General features: G+C 42.8%; 15 protein-coding genes and 1 pseudogene. 12 read left to right on the top strand and 4 right to left on the bottom strand.

The window, feature by feature from the left end; translation table 11 throughout:
• Positions 1 to 90 precede the first annotated feature (90 nt).
• From E1160_RS12215 to E1160_RS12270, 12 genes and pseudogenes are all read left to right on the top strand, one after another.
• A complete protein-coding gene (locus E1160_RS12215) occupies positions 91 to 1,662 on the top strand; it encodes an ABC transporter ATP-binding protein (protein WP_155155552.1) in 1,572 nt (523 codons plus the stop codon).
• Positions 1,659 to 2,822, top strand: a complete 1,164-nt coding sequence (locus E1160_RS12220; RefSeq protein ID WP_235914131.1) for an ABC transporter permease — start codon at positions 1,659 to 1,661, stop codon at positions 2,820 to 2,822. Before E1160_RS12215 ends, E1160_RS12220 begins: the two co-directional genes overlap by 4 nt.
• 2 nt (positions 2,823 to 2,824) lie before the next feature.
• Positions 2,825 to 3,802: an ABC transporter permease gene (locus tag E1160_RS12225; protein WP_155155554.1), complete on the top strand. Its 978-nt coding sequence runs from the start codon at positions 2,825 to 2,827 to the stop codon at positions 3,800 to 3,802.
• A 1-nt stretch (position 3,803) separates the two neighbouring features.
• Positions 3,804 to 4,199 carry a cytidine deaminase gene (locus tag E1160_RS12230; RefSeq protein ID WP_155155556.1) on the top strand — a complete coding sequence of 132 codons (396 nt, stop codon included), beginning with the start codon at positions 3,804 to 3,806 and terminating at the stop codon, positions 4,197 to 4,199.
• A gap of 24 nt (positions 4,200 to 4,223) precedes the next feature.
• Entirely contained in the window at positions 4,224 to 5,024 is an 801-nt protein-coding gene (locus E1160_RS12235; protein WP_155155558.1) for a purine-nucleoside phosphorylase, read from the top strand.
• Complete coding sequence (deoC, locus tag E1160_RS12240) at positions 5,025 to 5,783, top strand: deoxyribose-phosphate aldolase (protein WP_155155560.1); 759 nt, start codon at positions 5,025 to 5,027, stop codon at positions 5,781 to 5,783.
• A gap of 60 nt (positions 5,784 to 5,843) precedes the next feature.
• Entirely contained in the window at positions 5,844 to 7,166 is a 1,323-nt protein-coding gene (deoA, locus tag E1160_RS12245; protein ID WP_155155562.1) for a thymidine phosphorylase, read from the top strand.
• 51 nt (positions 7,167 to 7,217) lie between these two features.
• On the top strand, positions 7,218 to 8,435 hold the full coding sequence (locus tag E1160_RS12250; protein ID WP_328597154.1) for a phosphopentomutase: 1,218 nt from the start codon (positions 7,218 to 7,220) through the stop codon (positions 8,433 to 8,435).
• 11 nt (positions 8,436 to 8,446) lie between these two features.
• On the top strand, positions 8,447 to 9,334 hold the full coding sequence (locus E1160_RS12255; RefSeq protein ID WP_218048881.1) for a phytanoyl-CoA dioxygenase family protein: 888 nt from the start codon (positions 8,447 to 8,449) through the stop codon (positions 9,332 to 9,334).
• 2 nt (positions 9,335 to 9,336) lie between these two features.
• Positions 9,337 to 10,317: an adenosine deaminase gene (add, locus tag E1160_RS12260; protein WP_155155565.1), complete on the top strand. Its 981-nt coding sequence runs from the start codon at positions 9,337 to 9,339 to the stop codon at positions 10,315 to 10,317.
• Between the two features lie 6 nt (positions 10,318 to 10,323).
• Positions 10,324 to 11,034, top strand: a complete 711-nt coding sequence (locus E1160_RS12265; RefSeq protein WP_155155567.1) for an HAD family hydrolase — start codon at positions 10,324 to 10,326, stop codon at positions 11,032 to 11,034.
• Between the two features lie 124 nt (positions 11,035 to 11,158).
• Positions 11,159 to 12,858: pseudogene (locus E1160_RS12270) on the top strand (thiamine pyrophosphate-binding protein).
• A 1-nt stretch (position 12,859) separates the two neighbouring features.
• Here E1160_RS12270 and E1160_RS12275 read toward each other — a convergent pair.
• From E1160_RS12275 to E1160_RS12290, 4 genes are read right to left on the bottom strand one after another with little or no spacing between them, the layout of a single operon-like run.
• A complete protein-coding gene (locus tag E1160_RS12275) occupies positions 12,860 to 13,423 on the bottom strand; it encodes a YigZ family protein (RefSeq protein WP_155155568.1) in 564 nt (187 codons plus the stop codon).
• Between the two features lie 17 nt (positions 13,424 to 13,440).
• A complete protein-coding gene (locus tag E1160_RS12280; RefSeq protein WP_155155570.1) occupies positions 13,441 to 13,773 on the bottom strand; it encodes a TfoX/Sxy family protein in 333 nt (110 codons plus the stop codon).
• Between the two features lie 12 nt (positions 13,774 to 13,785).
• Positions 13,786 to 14,442, bottom strand: coding sequence for an RluA family pseudouridine synthase (locus E1160_RS12285; RefSeq protein WP_155155572.1), 657 nt, complete (start codon positions 14,440 to 14,442; stop codon positions 13,786 to 13,788).
• 33 nt (positions 14,443 to 14,475) lie between these two features.
• Positions 14,476 to 14,976 carry a PAS domain-containing protein gene (locus tag E1160_RS12290; RefSeq protein WP_155155574.1) on the bottom strand — a complete coding sequence of 167 codons (501 nt, stop codon included), beginning with the start codon at positions 14,974 to 14,976 and terminating at the stop codon, positions 14,476 to 14,478.
• Between the last annotated feature and the right edge of the window lie 332 nt (positions 14,977 to 15,308).

The raw sequence follows: 15,308 nt of genomic DNA on the forward strand, positions 1-15,308 counted from the left end.
TCAATTGAACATTTGACAATCCTGACCAGTTGGTCAAGATTTAATGTTTACGTCAAATTCTATATCAATATTGATCGGATCATATTACTTATGACAAATCAATCTTCCCCCTCTTCAGCGGGTACAGCTATCGAATTAAGCGGCATAAGCAAGGCCTTTGGCCCTGTGCAAGCAAATAGCGATGTTAACCTGTCTGTTCCCAAAGGTACCATTCACGGGATTATCGGTGAAAATGGTGCGGGTAAATCTACATTGATGAGTATCCTTTATGGTTTTTATGAAGCTGATAGTGGTGAAGTCTTTGTGAATGAAAAGAAAGTCAGCATCCGTAATTCAAATGATGCAATTGCAACTGGCATTGGCATGGTTCATCAGCATTTCATGTTGGTTGATACCTTTTCCGTCCTTGAAAATGTGATGTTAGGTGCAGAATCTGGGGAAGTCTTAAAAGACAGTATTAAGAAAGCTGAAACGGAACTCACACGTCTTGAAAAAGAATATGGCCTTCATGTGCCAATACATAGCTTGATTGAAGACCTTCCGGTTGGTCAGCAACAACGTGTGGAGATTCTGAAAGCACTTTATCGTGGTGCGGAAATCCTGATTTTGGATGAACCAACAGGTGTTTTAACGCCTCAGGAAACAGATCAGTTATTTAAAATTCTTGAAGCTCTTCGTGATCAAGGCGTCACCGTTATTTTAATCACGCATAAACTTCGCGAAATCATGGCTATCACCGATAATGTTTCCGTCATGCGTCACGGCACAATGGTTGCTCATCGTAAGACGTCTGAAACAGATCGTGAAGAATTGGCTGAACTTATGGTGGGACGTAAAGTTCGTACAAAAGCCGATAAACAAAAAGCGCAACCAAAAGAAACAAAATTAAAGGTCGAAAACCTATCTGTCTTTGATCAGTTTAATGTTGCACGTGTTGATAACGTTTCTCTTGATCTTCGCGCAGGTGAAATTGTGGGTATTGCCGGCGTGTCTGGCAACGGACAAAGCGAACTATTAGAAGCTTTATCCGGTATAGAGGCCGTTTCAAAAGGATCCTTTACGCTCGGCGATATCACCATTGATGCGGATAATCCAAAAAATGCAAAGGAGATGCGCGACCTTGGGCTTGCACATGTACCGGAAGATCGTTTGCATTTAGGTTTGGTTCCTTCTTTTTCTGCTCATGAGTCTTCTATCCTTGGTTATCATCGCGATAAAGAATTTAACGGCCCAATCCTTTCCAAGGTTGGTAACATCGTAAATTATTGTGCACGCATTATGAACGATTTCGACGTGCGTCCACAGGACCCAAGTTTGAAATCTGCCAATTTCTCTGGTGGTAATCAGCAGAAACTCATCTTGGCACGCGAAATGGATCGCGACCCTCCTATCCTGCTAGTTGGACAACCAACCCGTGGAGTGGATATTGGTGCGATTGAATTCATTCATCAGCAAATCATTGCTATGCGCGATGCAGGATGTGCTGTTTTGCTCGTATCTGTTGAACTTGAAGAGATCATGTCCTTGGCAGATCGTATCTTAGTGATGTTTGAAGGTCGCGTTGTTGGTGAAATCGAAGCTGACAAAGCAGATGAGAAAATTTTAGGCCTAATGATGGCAAATGCCCATAAGACATCTCCAGATGGGGAGATCACAGCATGAGTGATACAACCATGACAGAAGAAAAACCAAAAAAGAAAATCGGCATGGCGAAACCTCCTCTTCCAGCTTGGATGGATTATGGTGTCTTGCCTTTAGTGAATATTTTATTCGCCTTATTCATCTCAGGCATCATTATCTGGTTGATCGGTATTAATCCGTTTGAAGCCTTGGAATGGTTAATTATTGGCTCTCTTGGTGGGTCTTATGAATTAGGCTATACCCTCTACTATACTACAAACTTTATCTTTACTGGCCTTGCTGTTGCCATCGCCTTCCATGCAAATTTGTTCAATATTGGTGGTGAAGGACAAGCATATGTGGGCGGTTTAGGCGTTGGCCTATTAATCCTTGCCGTTGATCAATATTTGCCATTTTGGATGATTTTGCCATTAGCAATCATGGCTAGTGCTGCTTTTGGGGCGGCTTGGGCATCCGTGCCTGCTTATTTACAAGCCTATCGTGGAAGTCATATTGTGATTACCACAATTATGTTTAACTTTATTGCCTCTGCATTGATGACATATCTTTTGGTAGATGTAATGCGTGGCAAAGGTCAAATGTCACCAGAATCACGTGAATTCGCAGAAGCAGGTCATCTACCATTCATGCATGAATTCATGGCGAATTTTGGTTTTGATCTGGCCTCTACCCCTTTAAACGTAACTTTCTTCTGGGCCTTAATCTGTTGTGTGTTCCTATGGTTATTTATATGGCGTACACGCTGGGGCTATGAAATACGTAGTGTTGGTGCAAATGAACCAGCTGCTGTTTATGCTGGTGTGAATCCGCGGCGTATTGTCATGATGGCCATGTTAATTTCTGGCGGCTTGGCTGGTTTTGTTGGTATGAACGAAATCATGGGCGTTCATCATAAAATTTTGTTGAACTTTGTCTCTGGTTACGGCTTCACTGGTATTGCCGTATCTCATATGGGGCGTAACCATCCGGTCGGTATTATCCTCGCCAGCTTGTTATTTGGTGTTCTTTATCAGGGTGGTGCAGAACTTGCTTTTGAATATTCCGAATTTACACGTGAAATGGTAGTAACCATCCAAGGCCTTATCATCCTCTTCTGTGGTGCTTTAGCTTATATGACCAAACCATTTGTTGCGAATATTTATTACGCGATCACGCTGCCAAGAAACGGTAAGGAGGCATAATTATGGAACAGTCTATCGTTATTCTTCTTTCAGTTTTAGATGGCACATTACGTGTCTCTACCCCACTTGTCCTATGTGCCATGGCGGGACTATTTTCTGAACGATCAGGTACAGTAGATATTTCCCTTGAAGGAAAACTTCTATTTTCCGCTTTTGCAGCGGCTGCTGTAACATATGTGACCGGCAGTCCTTGGGTTGGCATGGTTGCCGCCATCGCGATTTCTTTTAGTCTGTCCATGTTACACGGTTTTGCTTGCGTGACACATAACGGTAACCAAGTGGTGAGTGGTGTGGCGATTAATATCCTGGCGTCTGGTTTGACAGTGGTTCTTGGCATTGCCTTCTTCCGTCAAGGTGGCCAAACACCGACTTTACCGAAAGATGCACGCTTCACCCCGATTGAGCTTCCTTTTGCAGAAGCTTTAGATTCTATTCCATTCATTGGGCAGTTATATGCCCAAGTGATCAGCGGCCATAATATACTGGTTTATCTGGCATTCCTACTTGTTCCAATTACAAGCTGGATTGTATTTAAAACACGTTTTGGTTTGCGTCTTCGTGCTGTTGGTGAAAACCCGAAAGCCGTTGATACCGCTGGTATTGGTGTGCGTGCAATGCGTTATAAAGCTTTGGCTGTTAATGGTGTTTTATGTGGTATCGCAGGTGCTTACCTATCTACGGCCCAGAATGCTGCATTCGTGCGGGAGATGTCCGCAGGTCAAGGTTATATCGCTTTAGCTGCACTCATCTTCGGTAAATGGCGGCCTAAAACTGCCATGCTTGCTTGTTTAATGTTTGGTCTGTTGGATGCGATTGCAATCCGTCTACAAGGAGTCATGATTCCTGGTACGGAAACTGAAGTTCCTGTGACTCTGATCCAAGCATTACCTTATATCCTAACCGTTATTCTTTTGGCTGGCTTTATCGGCAAAGCCATTCCACCAAAAGCAATCGGTATCCCTTATGTAAAGGAACGCTAAGATGTCTAAAGACGATCTTCAAAAAGCTGCAGCAGAAGCAATGGAAAAAGCTTATGCCCCCTATTCCAATTTTCAGGTGGGGTCCGCAATTTTAGCTGAGAATGGTAAAATTTATTCTGGTTGTAACGTAGAAAACGCAGCTTACCCACAAGGAAATTGTGCAGAAGCCAGTGCCATTGCTGCAATGGTGATGGATGGGCAAACCGCAATTCGTGAAATTGCAGTAATCGGCAAAGGCGATGCTTTGGTCACGCCATGTGGGGGATGCCGTCAACGTATTCGCGAATTTGGAAAACCTGACACTCCAGTGCATGTTTATGGAGAAGAAGGTTTACGTAAAAGCTATACCTTAGACGAATTATTGCCGGACTCTTTTGGTCCTGAAAATTTAAAATAATATTTAAAATAAAGAGTTTATTGCATGAGCAAAGCTTCAAAACATATTCGAGAATTACTACCTGACTTTTCACCAGAAGTTGCGATCATCCTTGGCTCCGGCCTTGGGGGTTTTGCGGAACTAGTGGAAAATGCGACCAAAATCTCCTACCGAGACCTAAAGGGTTTCCCCCAAGCAGGTGTCGCAGGTCATGCCGGCCAGCTTATTTGTGGAACCATTGGAAAAACCAAGATCATTGTTGCACAGGGTCGCGCACATTTTTATGAGCATGGCGATGCCACTGTTATGGATCCCGTCATAAAATGTTTTAAGCAACTAGGTTGTCATACTTTAATTGTTACAAATGCGGCGGGTGGATTGAATACTGACTATAATCCAGGCAGCGTAATGATCATTAACGATCATATCAATTTCTCGGCTACATCACCACTGATTGGGAAAGAAGGCAATGAGAGATTTGTGGGAATGGCTGACGCTTATGACCCGACAATTCGTGAACGCCTAATGACAATTGCAGAATACGAAAACTTGGATGCCTATGAAGGTGTGTATATGTGGTTCACTGGTCCGCATTTTGAAACTCCGGCAGAAATACGCATGGCAAAAATGCTTGGAGCTGAAGCAGTCGGTATGTCGACTGTTCCAGAAGTCATTCTCGCACGTTTTTATGGTATGAAAGTGGCTGGTCTATCAAACATTACCAATCTAGGTGCAGGTCTTTCAGATGAAAGCCTAAGTCATGAACACACAATGGCAATGGCTGGAAAAGGAGCAAAGAAAATTGCTACAATTCTGAAAGCTTACCTAACTGAGGGAGCATTATAAATGAACCTGACAGAAGCTGCAAAAAAATCAATTGCTTGTCTTGATTTAACCTCCCTCAATGATGATGATACAGAAGACGACGTCAAAGCACTTTGCGCGAAAGCACAAACAATGCATGGTAACACAGCCGCTGTGTGCGTCTGGCCACGTTTTGCAGCCTTGGCGGTGGGTCTATTAAAAGATACCGATATTAAAGTCGCGGCTGTTGCTAACTTCCCAGATGGTGGGTCCGATGTGGATCAAGCAGTCAGTACAACCAAACAAATTCTTGAATCTGGTGCACATGAAGTAGACGTTGTATTCCCATACCGTGCCTATTTACGTGGTGACAGTGACATTGCGACACAATTGGTTTCAGCAACCAAAGCAGCTTGTGGTGATCAAGTGAAGCTAAAAGTCATTATTGAGTCGGGTGAACTAAAAACAGAAGAGGCTATTCGCGGTGCTTCTGAAATTTCGCTAAATGCAGGCGCAGACTTTATCAAAACTTCTACTGGTAAGTCCCCGGTATCAGCAACACCTGAAGCAGCAAAAACTATGCTTGAAGCTATCAAAGCGCATGGTTCTGGCGCCTTCAAAGCATCCGGTGGCATTCGTGATACGGACGCAGCCGCTCAATATATTCAAATCGCTGCTGATGTGATGGGCGAAGATTGGATCAATGCGGATCATTTCCGCTTTGGCGCCAGTGGCGTTCTAACCAACTTACTTGCTGTTCTAGACGGCACATCAGAAACAGAAAATAACGCAGCCTATTAATAATTTCCCATTCTTGAGATAAGGCGCGATTGAAATTTAGATAAATAGGAGAAGTATCAAATGCTTCCACAGGAAATTATTCGCAAAAAACGCGACGGAAACAAACTATCTGCAGAAGAAATCCAGTTCGTTGTTGATGGTATTACAAGAAACACTTTATCTGAAGCACAGGTAGGTGCGTTTGCCATGGCTGTTTTCTTTCAAGGCATGGATATGGATGAACGCGTTGCCCTCACCCGTGGTATGATGAATTCTGGTGATGTTTTAAGCTGGGATAATTTAGGCCTTGATGGCCCTGTTGTTGATAAACATTCTTCTGGTGGTGTTGGCGATAAAATTAGCTTGATGCTTGCACCTATTGTCGCAGCTTGTGGCGCCTATGTTCCAATGATTGCTGGTCGTGGGCTTGGTCATACAGGTGGAACCGTTGATAAGCTAGAAGCTATTCCGGGATACAACACCGCGCCATCTGACGAACAATTCCGTGCTATCGTTAAGAAATTAGGTTTTGCTATTATTGGTCAAACAGGTGAATTGGCGCCTGCGGATAAACGCCTTTATGGTATCCGCGATGTGACAGCGACAGTTGAATCTGTACCATTGATCACAGCCTCTATTCTCTCCAAAAAATTGGCTGCAGGCCTTGATGCTTTGGTCATGGATATCAAATGCGGTAACGGTGCCTTCTGTGATACCTTTGAAATGGCTAAGGAGTTATCTGAAAGTATTGTTGCTGTTGCCAATGGCGCTGATACGGCAACCAATGCGTTGATCACTGATATGAACCAAGTGCTGGGCAATACGGCTGGTAATTCCGTTGAAACCATCGAAGTCATTGATTATTTGACCATCAAAGAAGCACGTGAACCACGTCAACATGAAATCACTATGGCTCTTGCGGCCGAGATGGTTTTGCTAGGTAAGCTTGCAGATACCATAGAAGAAGCCCGTGAAAAAGCTGAGGATGCATTGGAAAGCGGACGCGCCGCAGAAAAGTTTGCGCAAATGGTTGTTGAACTTGGTGGTCCTGCTGATTTGATTGAGAAAAAAGAAAGCCATATGCCATTGGCCGAAGTGACACGTGATGTCTATTTAAATGATGCGGGCGTGATAACCGAACTGAACACACGTGAAATTGGTCTTTCTGTGGTAACATTGGGGGGTGGTCGTAAATCACCGACCGATGATATTGATCATGCTGTTGGTTTAAGCTGTATTCGTGGTCTTGGTGATGATGTAGATAGCAATACGCCATTCTGTCGCATTCATGCACGTAATGAAGACCAAGCTGATGCAGCAGAAGTAGCAATTAAGTCTGCTGTAACAGTTGGTGAAACATCACCTGTTATTAATAATATCGTGATGGAACGTATCACAAGCTAGGGCCATATTATTTGGTGTAAGCTTCAGGATTTAAGAAAAGAAAGAAAAACCGTGGCACGTACATTTATATTGATCATGGATTCATTCGGGATTGGTTCCGCCGAAGATGCGGACAGTTTTGGCGATACGGGTGCGGATACATTAGGCCATATCGCCGAAGCCTGTGAACAAGGCAAAGCGGATGAACAAGGTCGTTCCGGCGCACTTGATATACCTAATCTCTTATCACTTGGTTTAGGCAAAGCATGGTCCGAGGGAACAGGAAAATCATTAAATTCCCTCACCACCGAAACCACGATCAAAGGAGCCTATGGCTTTGCGCAAGAAGTTTCTAAAGGCAAAGATACACCATCTGGGCATTGGGAGATTGCGGGCCTGCCAGTTGATTTTGATTGGGGCTTCTTCCCAACAACTATCCCAAGTTTCCCAAAATCTCTGACTGATCGTCTGATTGAGCGGGCAGGTATAAAAGGCATTCTTGGTGATAAACATGCATCTGGTACGGTAATTATCGAAGAACTAGGTGAAGAACATGTCAAAACCGGCATGCCTATCTGCTATACATCCGCTGATAGTGTATTTCAAATTGCGGCGCATGAAGAACATTTTGGCCTAGATAAGCTTTATGAATTATGTGAAATCGCCAAAGAATTATGTGACGAATATAATGTAGGCCGTGTAATTGCACGCCCCTTTATCGGGGAAGATGCAAAAAGCTTTAAGCGTACAGGCAATCGTCGCGATTACACGACGGAACCACATGAAGACACCTTGTTAGATAAGCTCGTTAAAGCAAATAAGACTGTCGTATCTGTCGGCAAAATTTCCGATATCTTTGCCCATCGTGGTATTTCAGAAAAAGTAAAAGCCACAGGTAATATGGCTCTTTTCGATGAAACTTTGCGCCTCGCTGACGAAAAAGGTGAAGGCAGTTTGATTTTCACTAATTTCGTGGATTTTGATGCAGAATATGGTCATCGTCGTAATATAGCTGGTTATGCCAAAGCACTGGAAGATTTCGACAAACGCCTTCCAGAACTTTTCGAAAAACTTGAAGATGATGATCTGGTATTGATTTCTGCAGATCACGGATGTGACCCAACTTGGGAAGGCACCGATCACACACGTGAATATGTACCTGTGATTTTCTATAAAAAAGGCATAGAAGAAAATAATCTGGGGCGTCGCGCGACCTTTGCCGATATGGGTCAAACCATTGCCAAACATTTTGGTATCGATCCCCTCACCCACGGGACTGCCTGTTTCTAGGATAAAATAATATGACCAAAGAAGCTTTACGTTTTCAATCGACTGAAGATGGACATTTAACTGACGAAATGAAGGTAGCCTATGAACGGGATGGCTATATCATTTTAGAAAACTTTGTTGATCCAGCTATCTGTGATTCCGTTCGAGATCATGCTGATAAATTGGTTGAAGAATTTGATCCATCTGGTGTCTCTACTATCTTTTCTACCAATGAACGCTCCCATGCAAAAGATGATTATTTTAAATCATCCGGCGATAAAGTGCGTTTCTTTTTTGAAGCAGAAGCTTTTGATGAAAATGGTGAGTTAAAACAGGAAAAGTCTAAATCAATCAACAAGATGGGCCATGCCATGCATGACCTTGATCCAGTTTTCAAAGAATTTGCCTATACTGATAAACTGAAAAAACTTGCAGGAAGTTTGGATTGGAAACAACCACAACTTTTACAAAGTATGTATATCTTCAAGCAACCAAAAATTGGCGGTGAAGTTAACATGCATCAAGATAGCACCTTCCTTTATACAGATCCCGAATCCGTCGTAGGCTTTTGGTTTGCTCTGGAAGATGCCACTCTTGAAAATGGATGCCTCTGGGGCATCCCAAATCGTCATAAAGAACCATTGAAAGATAAGTTTGAATATGATGCGGACGGTAATTTGATTTTAAACACAGTCAATCCATGTGAATGGAAAATGGAAGATGCTGTTCCTTTAGAAGTAAAAAAGGGAACTGTGATCCTACTTCATGGGCATTTGCCGCATTATTCCGCGCCAAATCGTTCAACAAAATCCCGTCATGCTTTCACTTTGCATGCCATTGATGCGACTTGCGACTATCCAGATCACAACTGGTTGAAACGGGGTAAAAATCTACCACTAGTCAACTGGTTGGACGCGTAAATATGCAAACCCAAAATATTCCAAAAGTCGAACTACACGTTCATATTGAAGGAACTATTACGCCGTCTCTTGCAAAAAAACTTGCGACTAGAAATGGTGTAAAACTTGATCCATCGGTTTTACAATATGAGGATCATTACACCTTCACAGATTTTTTAGATTTTCTAAATCAATATGACATGGTTGCGGATTGCATTCGCACACCCCAAGATTACGAAGATCTCGTCTATGATTATCTAGAACGTTGCGCTGCAGAAAATGTGATCTATGTAGAATTTTTTGGATCAAAAGATCATGGGGAAGCTTGCGGTATCAGTTATCCTGATATGGTAGCTGGTATGGCAAAAGGTATTGAACGCGCGGAAGCTGACTTTGGCATTATCTGTCGTTGTATTATGACTTGTGTCCGCCATTATGGACATGAACGTGCCCTACCTGCAGCCCAAGCGATGATCGATCATCCACATCCGATCGTTGTTGGTTTGGGCATGGCCGGTGATGAAAATGCACATCACCCAAAGGATTTCGCGGCGGCTTTTAATCTTGTTCATAAAGCTGGATATCCAACCACAGCCCATGCGGGCGAAGCTGCAGGTCCACAAAGTGTGAAAGACTGTCTAAAATATCTACCTATCAAGCGTATCGGGCATGGTGTTCGTAGTATTGAAGACCCTGCTCTTGTTAAAGAAATAGTTCAAAAAGGTATTGCTCTGGAACTTTGTCCCGGAAGTAATTTATCCCTTGGTTTCTATGATCAACCGGAAGATCATCCGATCCTCAAATTAAAAGAGGCAGGATGTCGGATGAGTTTAAACTCTGACGATCCACCCTATTTTATGACAACGATAGGAATGGAATATGAAAATGGCATGCAACTTTGGGGTTTGACAGAAGACGAACTTCGCGGCATTACCAAAATGGCAATTGAAGATGCCTTCTGTGATGATGAAACCAAAGCCAAGCTTCTGGCAAAATTAGGTTAATAAAATATGATTGAAGTTGTTGCTTTTGATGCGGATGATACCCTTTGGCATACCGAAGATATTTTTGTTAGCACTCAAAACAAACTGGAAGAAATTCTTACAAACTATTGTGAGACCGCCCATTTGCATGAACGCATGGCAGCAACCGAAAAAGAAAATGTCAAACTTTTCGGCTATGGGATTAAAGGTTTTACCTTGTCCATGGTTGAAACAGCTATTGAGCTATCAGAAGGTAAGATTTCAGCTGAACATATCCATGAAATTATCCAGCTTGGTAAAGCGATGCTGGAACATCCGCTTCGTATCATGCCTAATGTGGAAGATGTGTTAAAAGAACTTCATGGGAAATATAAGCTGGCGATCGTAACCAAAGGCGATCTACTTGATCAAAATAACAAGATCGATCAATCCGGTCTTGCCCCTTATTTTGATTTTCTGGAAGTGGTGAGTGAGAAAGATACCACGACCTATGAAAATTTATTCACGAAATGGGGCGATTATCCTGCTGAACGTGTCATGATGATTGGAAATTCATTACCATCTGATGTGTTACCCGTATTGGATATTGGTGGCTATGGTGTTCATATTCCCTACGTAACAACAGCTGCATTTGAACGTACCGACCGCATTGCCTCCGGTCATCGTTTTGCACATAAAGATAATATTAAAGAGATTCCAGCATATCTTGAACAAATTGCCCTTAAATATCTGATCTGACAATTTTATCAGGCAATTTTAAACAATCTGGAATAACTGCTCTTCCGTTCCTTTTGCATATGGAAACTTATCATCAATGGGTTTATAAATTTCCCAAATGATAATCCAAACGGGGTATTCCAATATGTATTCTTCTTCCAATGCACGCCAATCCAACGAACGTTTGGGCGGGCATATTCTTGCTGATCAATTAGCTATTCAAGGTGTAGATACAGTTTTCTGTGTTCCGGGCGAAAGTTACCTGGCACTTCTTGATGGTTTGGTAAATCATGAAGACAATATTCGCGTAATCAACACGCGTCACGAAGGCGGTGCCTCTAACATGGCGGAAGCTTATGGCAAAGTCACAGGACGCCCCGGCATTGTATGGTGACACGTGGCCCAGGTGCAACCAATGCTTCATGCGGCCTTCATACTGCTTATCAAGATTCCACTCCCATGATCCTTTTCATTGGTCAAGTTGGTCGTGATATGAAGGACCGTGAAGCTTTTCAGGAAATTGATTATAGTCACATGTTTGGTCAAATGGCGAAATGGGTTGCCCAAATTGATAGCGCTGATCGAATTCCAGAATATATCAACCGCGCTTTTCATGTAGCCATGTCAGGTCGCCCGGGCCCTGTTGTTCTTGCATTACCGGAAGATATGTTAACCGATTATACTGCAGCAGCCGATCTAAAGGCCCCTGCCCGCGTTGCCCAATCTGTGCCTGCTATTGAAGATTTGAATGAATTGGAAAGTCTTTTACAAAAGGCAAAAAAACCATTCATGCTTGTTGGTGGCCCGACCTGGACGCAAGACGCAGTAGACAATATCGTGGCATTTGCAGAAAAACATAACATTCCAACGGGGGCCTCTTTACGTTCCCAAGATTGCTTCGACAATACACATCGCTGCTATGTGGGGGATGTGGCAATTGCTGTAAATCCGAAATTATCCAAACGTGTAAAAGAAAGCGATTTGCTTATTGTAGTGGGGCCACGTTTAGGTGAAATGACCACGCAAGGATATGACCTGGTCACCATCCCGGAAACCGCACAAACATTAGTTCATGTGCAAACAGGTGCGGAAGAATTAGGACGTGTTTATCGCCCTGATCTTGGCTTTAACTGTGATATGCCCTCTTTTGCAAAAGCAATACAGTCAATTTCTGCAACAGGTGATGAATCCCGTGCTGCATGGTGTGCTTCTGCTCATCAAGATTATCTTGACCGCATTCAACCGACTGAGGTTGCGGGTGACCTCAACATGTCAAAAGTGGTACGTCATCTCAGCGAAACTTTACCTGCAGATGCTATTGTCACAGCAGGTGCCGGTAACTATGCGGTTTGGGTGCATCGTTTCTTCCAACATAAAAAATTCCGCACACAAGTTGCCCCAACAAATGGCGCCATGGGATATTCCGTTCCCGGTGCATTAGGCGCAAAAGCGGTTGATCCAACCAAAACTGTTGTCAGCTTTAGTGGTGATGGCTGCTTTATGATGCTGGGCCAAGAACTGGCAACAGCCATCCAATTTGATCTACCCGTCATTTTCATCGTGGTAAATAATGGTTTCCTGGGCACTATTCGTATGCATCAGGAACGCACCTATCCAGAACGTGTGATGGCAACTGATCTGCACAACCCGAATTTTGTGCAATTGGGTCAAGCGTATGGTTGTCATAGTGAATTGGTTACGAAAACCGAAGATTTTGCGGCTGCCTTTGAACGTGCAGAACAATCAGGAAAAGCGGCACTTCTTGAACTTCGCGTTGATCCAGAAGCCCTTACCCCCGTTCAAAGTTTGAGCGAAGTGCGTGAGCAAGGCAAAGCATCTGTCTAAATCAATCGTGATAATCCAGCTCTTCTTTAAGAGTTTTGATAACAGGTTTCGGGGCGTTCAGTGAAAACAGGACGCCCCCTTCTGTATAGGCACGTTCAACTGTGATCTCTGGATGTAAGGACAAAAAACGCTCTATCTTTTCTGAACGAGAAAAAGACATCTGAATTTCGAAATCTTCATGTTCTAAATAAGGCTCTATTTCAGCCACTGCTACAGCCGCATTTACGGCAGCTGCATACGCCCGGGCCAATCCGCCAGTTCCAAGCTTTGTACCACCAAAGTAACGTGTGATGATCGCCCCAACATTGATTAAATCAGCACCTTGTAAAACACGTAAAGATGGCATTCCAGATGTACCAGATGGTTCACCATCATCACGACCGCGTTCTATAATCTGCCCTTCATCAAGATAACGGATCGCAGTAACATGATGGTTTGCTTTAGGGTGTAAAATTCGCAACTCTTCCAAACGTCCTTCAAACTGATCGTAAGGGACAATTTCACATAAAAACCGGGATGCCTTTTCCTCTGTTTCTGCGATAGCTGGTTTTGTAATAATATTCATTGGAGATGGTATTCAATTTACTTGCGGGGTGCGACACGAAAGGCTTGTTCCGCATATGGCAATAATTCATCCGGATTTTCAAGTAACTCATCTGGTACACTATACCAACGCTCTACGCTAACCACTTTTCCCTTTTTGGGATAACTAAAGGGATGACTTCCAATTTCAATAAGCTTCTCACGTAAATCATCATCTACCACGAAATAAAGCTCATTTAATAAATAAACTGCGAATTGAACACTCATATGTCGAAAGTCCCAACCACCAAAAAACCGCTTAGACTCTATAGGTCCGAGATTTTCAAAAACCTCTCTATAATATTGAACAATTTCAGGTGGTTTCGCAGCCATTTTTCACCAAACTTAAAAAGGAACGTTAGATTTTATTTTTATTCTATCGTCACTTTTATGATGGGTGAAGTTTAATTCAGTTGCATGCAATAATAAACGGGAAGACGCTTCAAATGCATCGCCTTTGGCATAAAACGGATCTCCCAATATAGGATGCCCAAGTGCTTGCATATGAACGCGCAATTGATGACTTCGCCCAGTAACCGGAAATAAGGCTATGCGCGATGTATTATTCACCTCATCATGAGCTAGACATTTCCAATGGGTTAAGGCAAATTTTCCTTGCTCATGATCTACGATCTGCTTTGGACGGTTTGGCCAGTCGCAACGCATAGGAAGGTCAACACTGCCTTCTTTACCTTCAATTAATCCCCAAACAATCGCTGTGTATGATTTATCTGTTTCTTTATGTTCAAATTGACGGGAAATATCGCGATGTGCCTCTTTGCTTAAAGCCATCACCATAATCCCAGATGTGTCCATATCAAGACGATGTACAATTGTGGCGTTGGGATATTCAGTTTGTACGCGTGTCGCCAAGCTATCCTTATTTTCTTCTGCACGTCCCGGCACAGAGAGTAACCCACTTGGTTTATCTAAGACCAAATAGCTCTCATCTTTATAAAGAATAGTTAGCCCTTCATGGGCTGGAGGCGAATAAGCACGCATAAGAGGAATCCATCATAAACAAGTTGAGATGTTTTATTTGAAATCCTGTACGATGGAAAGAATCTTATTCACATGACCGTTTTCATCTTTAAACGGCAAATCAACACTTTCAATCTGAACATGCCCCTTATCAATTGTTGGTAAGGTGCCTTTAAAGACATGTGGCATAAACTCTTTACAGATCATATCATAATAATGAAATAAATCGCGTTCATAAACCTCTTCATGGTCCCCGCGAACATCCATATGCTTTAGGCGGTCTCGCCCAAGAACGTCTAAAACATGTTCCCCTTGAAGTTTGTATTTAAAACTTCCATCTTGTTGGCGTTCCGAAACGGACATACGGTTAGAATAAGTGGCGAATTCAATAACATCGAAACTTTTCCAATAAGGTACCGGGCAATCACTTTGTGCATCCCGGTTTTGTAACCACCATTGAAAAATATCGATTGTTGCTGCCTGTGATAGTTGTGATACAACTTTGAGCGGCTCTACTATGGCATCTCTACCCATTTCTTCCAAACCTGTCGCCATTTATCTCCCCGAGAAACTATAGAGTGGCTATATTACTGTTTTATAACAGTAATTTATTTATTATTACTTCACTTATAGTCAGGAAAGAAACTAACGGAATAACCGTTATTGAAATGATCGGTACTGTTCCCAACACAGAACAAAACTAGTCACATAGTTAAAGCATCACATAAAATATATTTACGTTGCTTCATTTGCTGACAACACCCCTTCCCTTATGTCGACGAGCAAAAAGAAACACCAATAAAGTAATGATATATGCCTCAAAATTCCTAACCAAAACTCACCAATCCATATCAAAGATGTTAGTCGATAAGGCTTTGAACTGTAAA

Source organism: Curvivirga aplysinae (genome assembly GCF_009711445.1).
Classification (GTDB): domain Bacteria; phylum Pseudomonadota; class Alphaproteobacteria; order UBA8366; family Aestuariispiraceae; genus Curvivirga; species Curvivirga aplysinae.

What these genes read in the sequence shown, in the direction of transcription:
- E1160_RS12215 (WP_155155552.1), top strand. Translation starts at nt 91, where the DNA reads ATGACAAATCAATCTTCCCCCTCTTCAGCGGGTACAGCTATCGAATTA.
- E1160_RS12220 (WP_235914131.1), top strand. Translation starts at nt 1,659, where the DNA reads ATGAGTGATACAACCATGACAGAAGAAAAACCAAAAAAGAAAATCGGC.
- E1160_RS12225 (WP_155155554.1), top strand. Translation starts at nt 2,825, where the DNA reads ATGGAACAGTCTATCGTTATTCTTCTTTCAGTTTTAGATGGCACATTA.
- E1160_RS12230 (WP_155155556.1), top strand. Translation starts at nt 3,804, where the DNA reads ATGTCTAAAGACGATCTTCAAAAAGCTGCAGCAGAAGCAATGGAAAAA.
- E1160_RS12235 (WP_155155558.1), top strand. Translation starts at nt 4,224, where the DNA reads ATGAGCAAAGCTTCAAAACATATTCGAGAATTACTACCTGACTTTTCA.
- deoC (WP_155155560.1), top strand. Translation starts at nt 5,025, where the DNA reads ATGAACCTGACAGAAGCTGCAAAAAAATCAATTGCTTGTCTTGATTTA.
- deoA (WP_155155562.1), top strand. Translation starts at nt 5,844, where the DNA reads ATGCTTCCACAGGAAATTATTCGCAAAAAACGCGACGGAAACAAACTA.
- E1160_RS12255 (WP_218048881.1), top strand. Translation starts at nt 8,447, where the DNA reads ATGACCAAAGAAGCTTTACGTTTTCAATCGACTGAAGATGGACATTTA.
- add (WP_155155565.1), top strand. Translation starts at nt 9,337, where the DNA reads ATGCAAACCCAAAATATTCCAAAAGTCGAACTACACGTTCATATTGAA.
- E1160_RS12265 (WP_155155567.1), top strand. Translation starts at nt 10,324, where the DNA reads ATGATTGAAGTTGTTGCTTTTGATGCGGATGATACCCTTTGGCATACC.
- E1160_RS12275 (WP_155155568.1), bottom strand. Translation starts at nt 13,423, where the DNA reads ATGAATATTATTACAAAACCAGCTATCGCAGAAACAGAGGAAAAGGCA.
- E1160_RS12280 (WP_155155570.1), bottom strand. Translation starts at nt 13,773, where the DNA reads ATGGCTGCGAAACCACCTGAAATTGTTCAATATTATAGAGAGGTTTTT.
- E1160_RS12285 (WP_155155572.1), bottom strand. Translation starts at nt 14,442, where the DNA reads ATGCGTGCTTATTCGCCTCCAGCCCATGAAGGGCTAACTATTCTTTAT.
- E1160_RS12290 (WP_155155574.1), bottom strand. Translation starts at nt 14,976, where the DNA reads ATGGCGACAGGTTTGGAAGAAATGGGTAGAGATGCCATAGTAGAGCCG.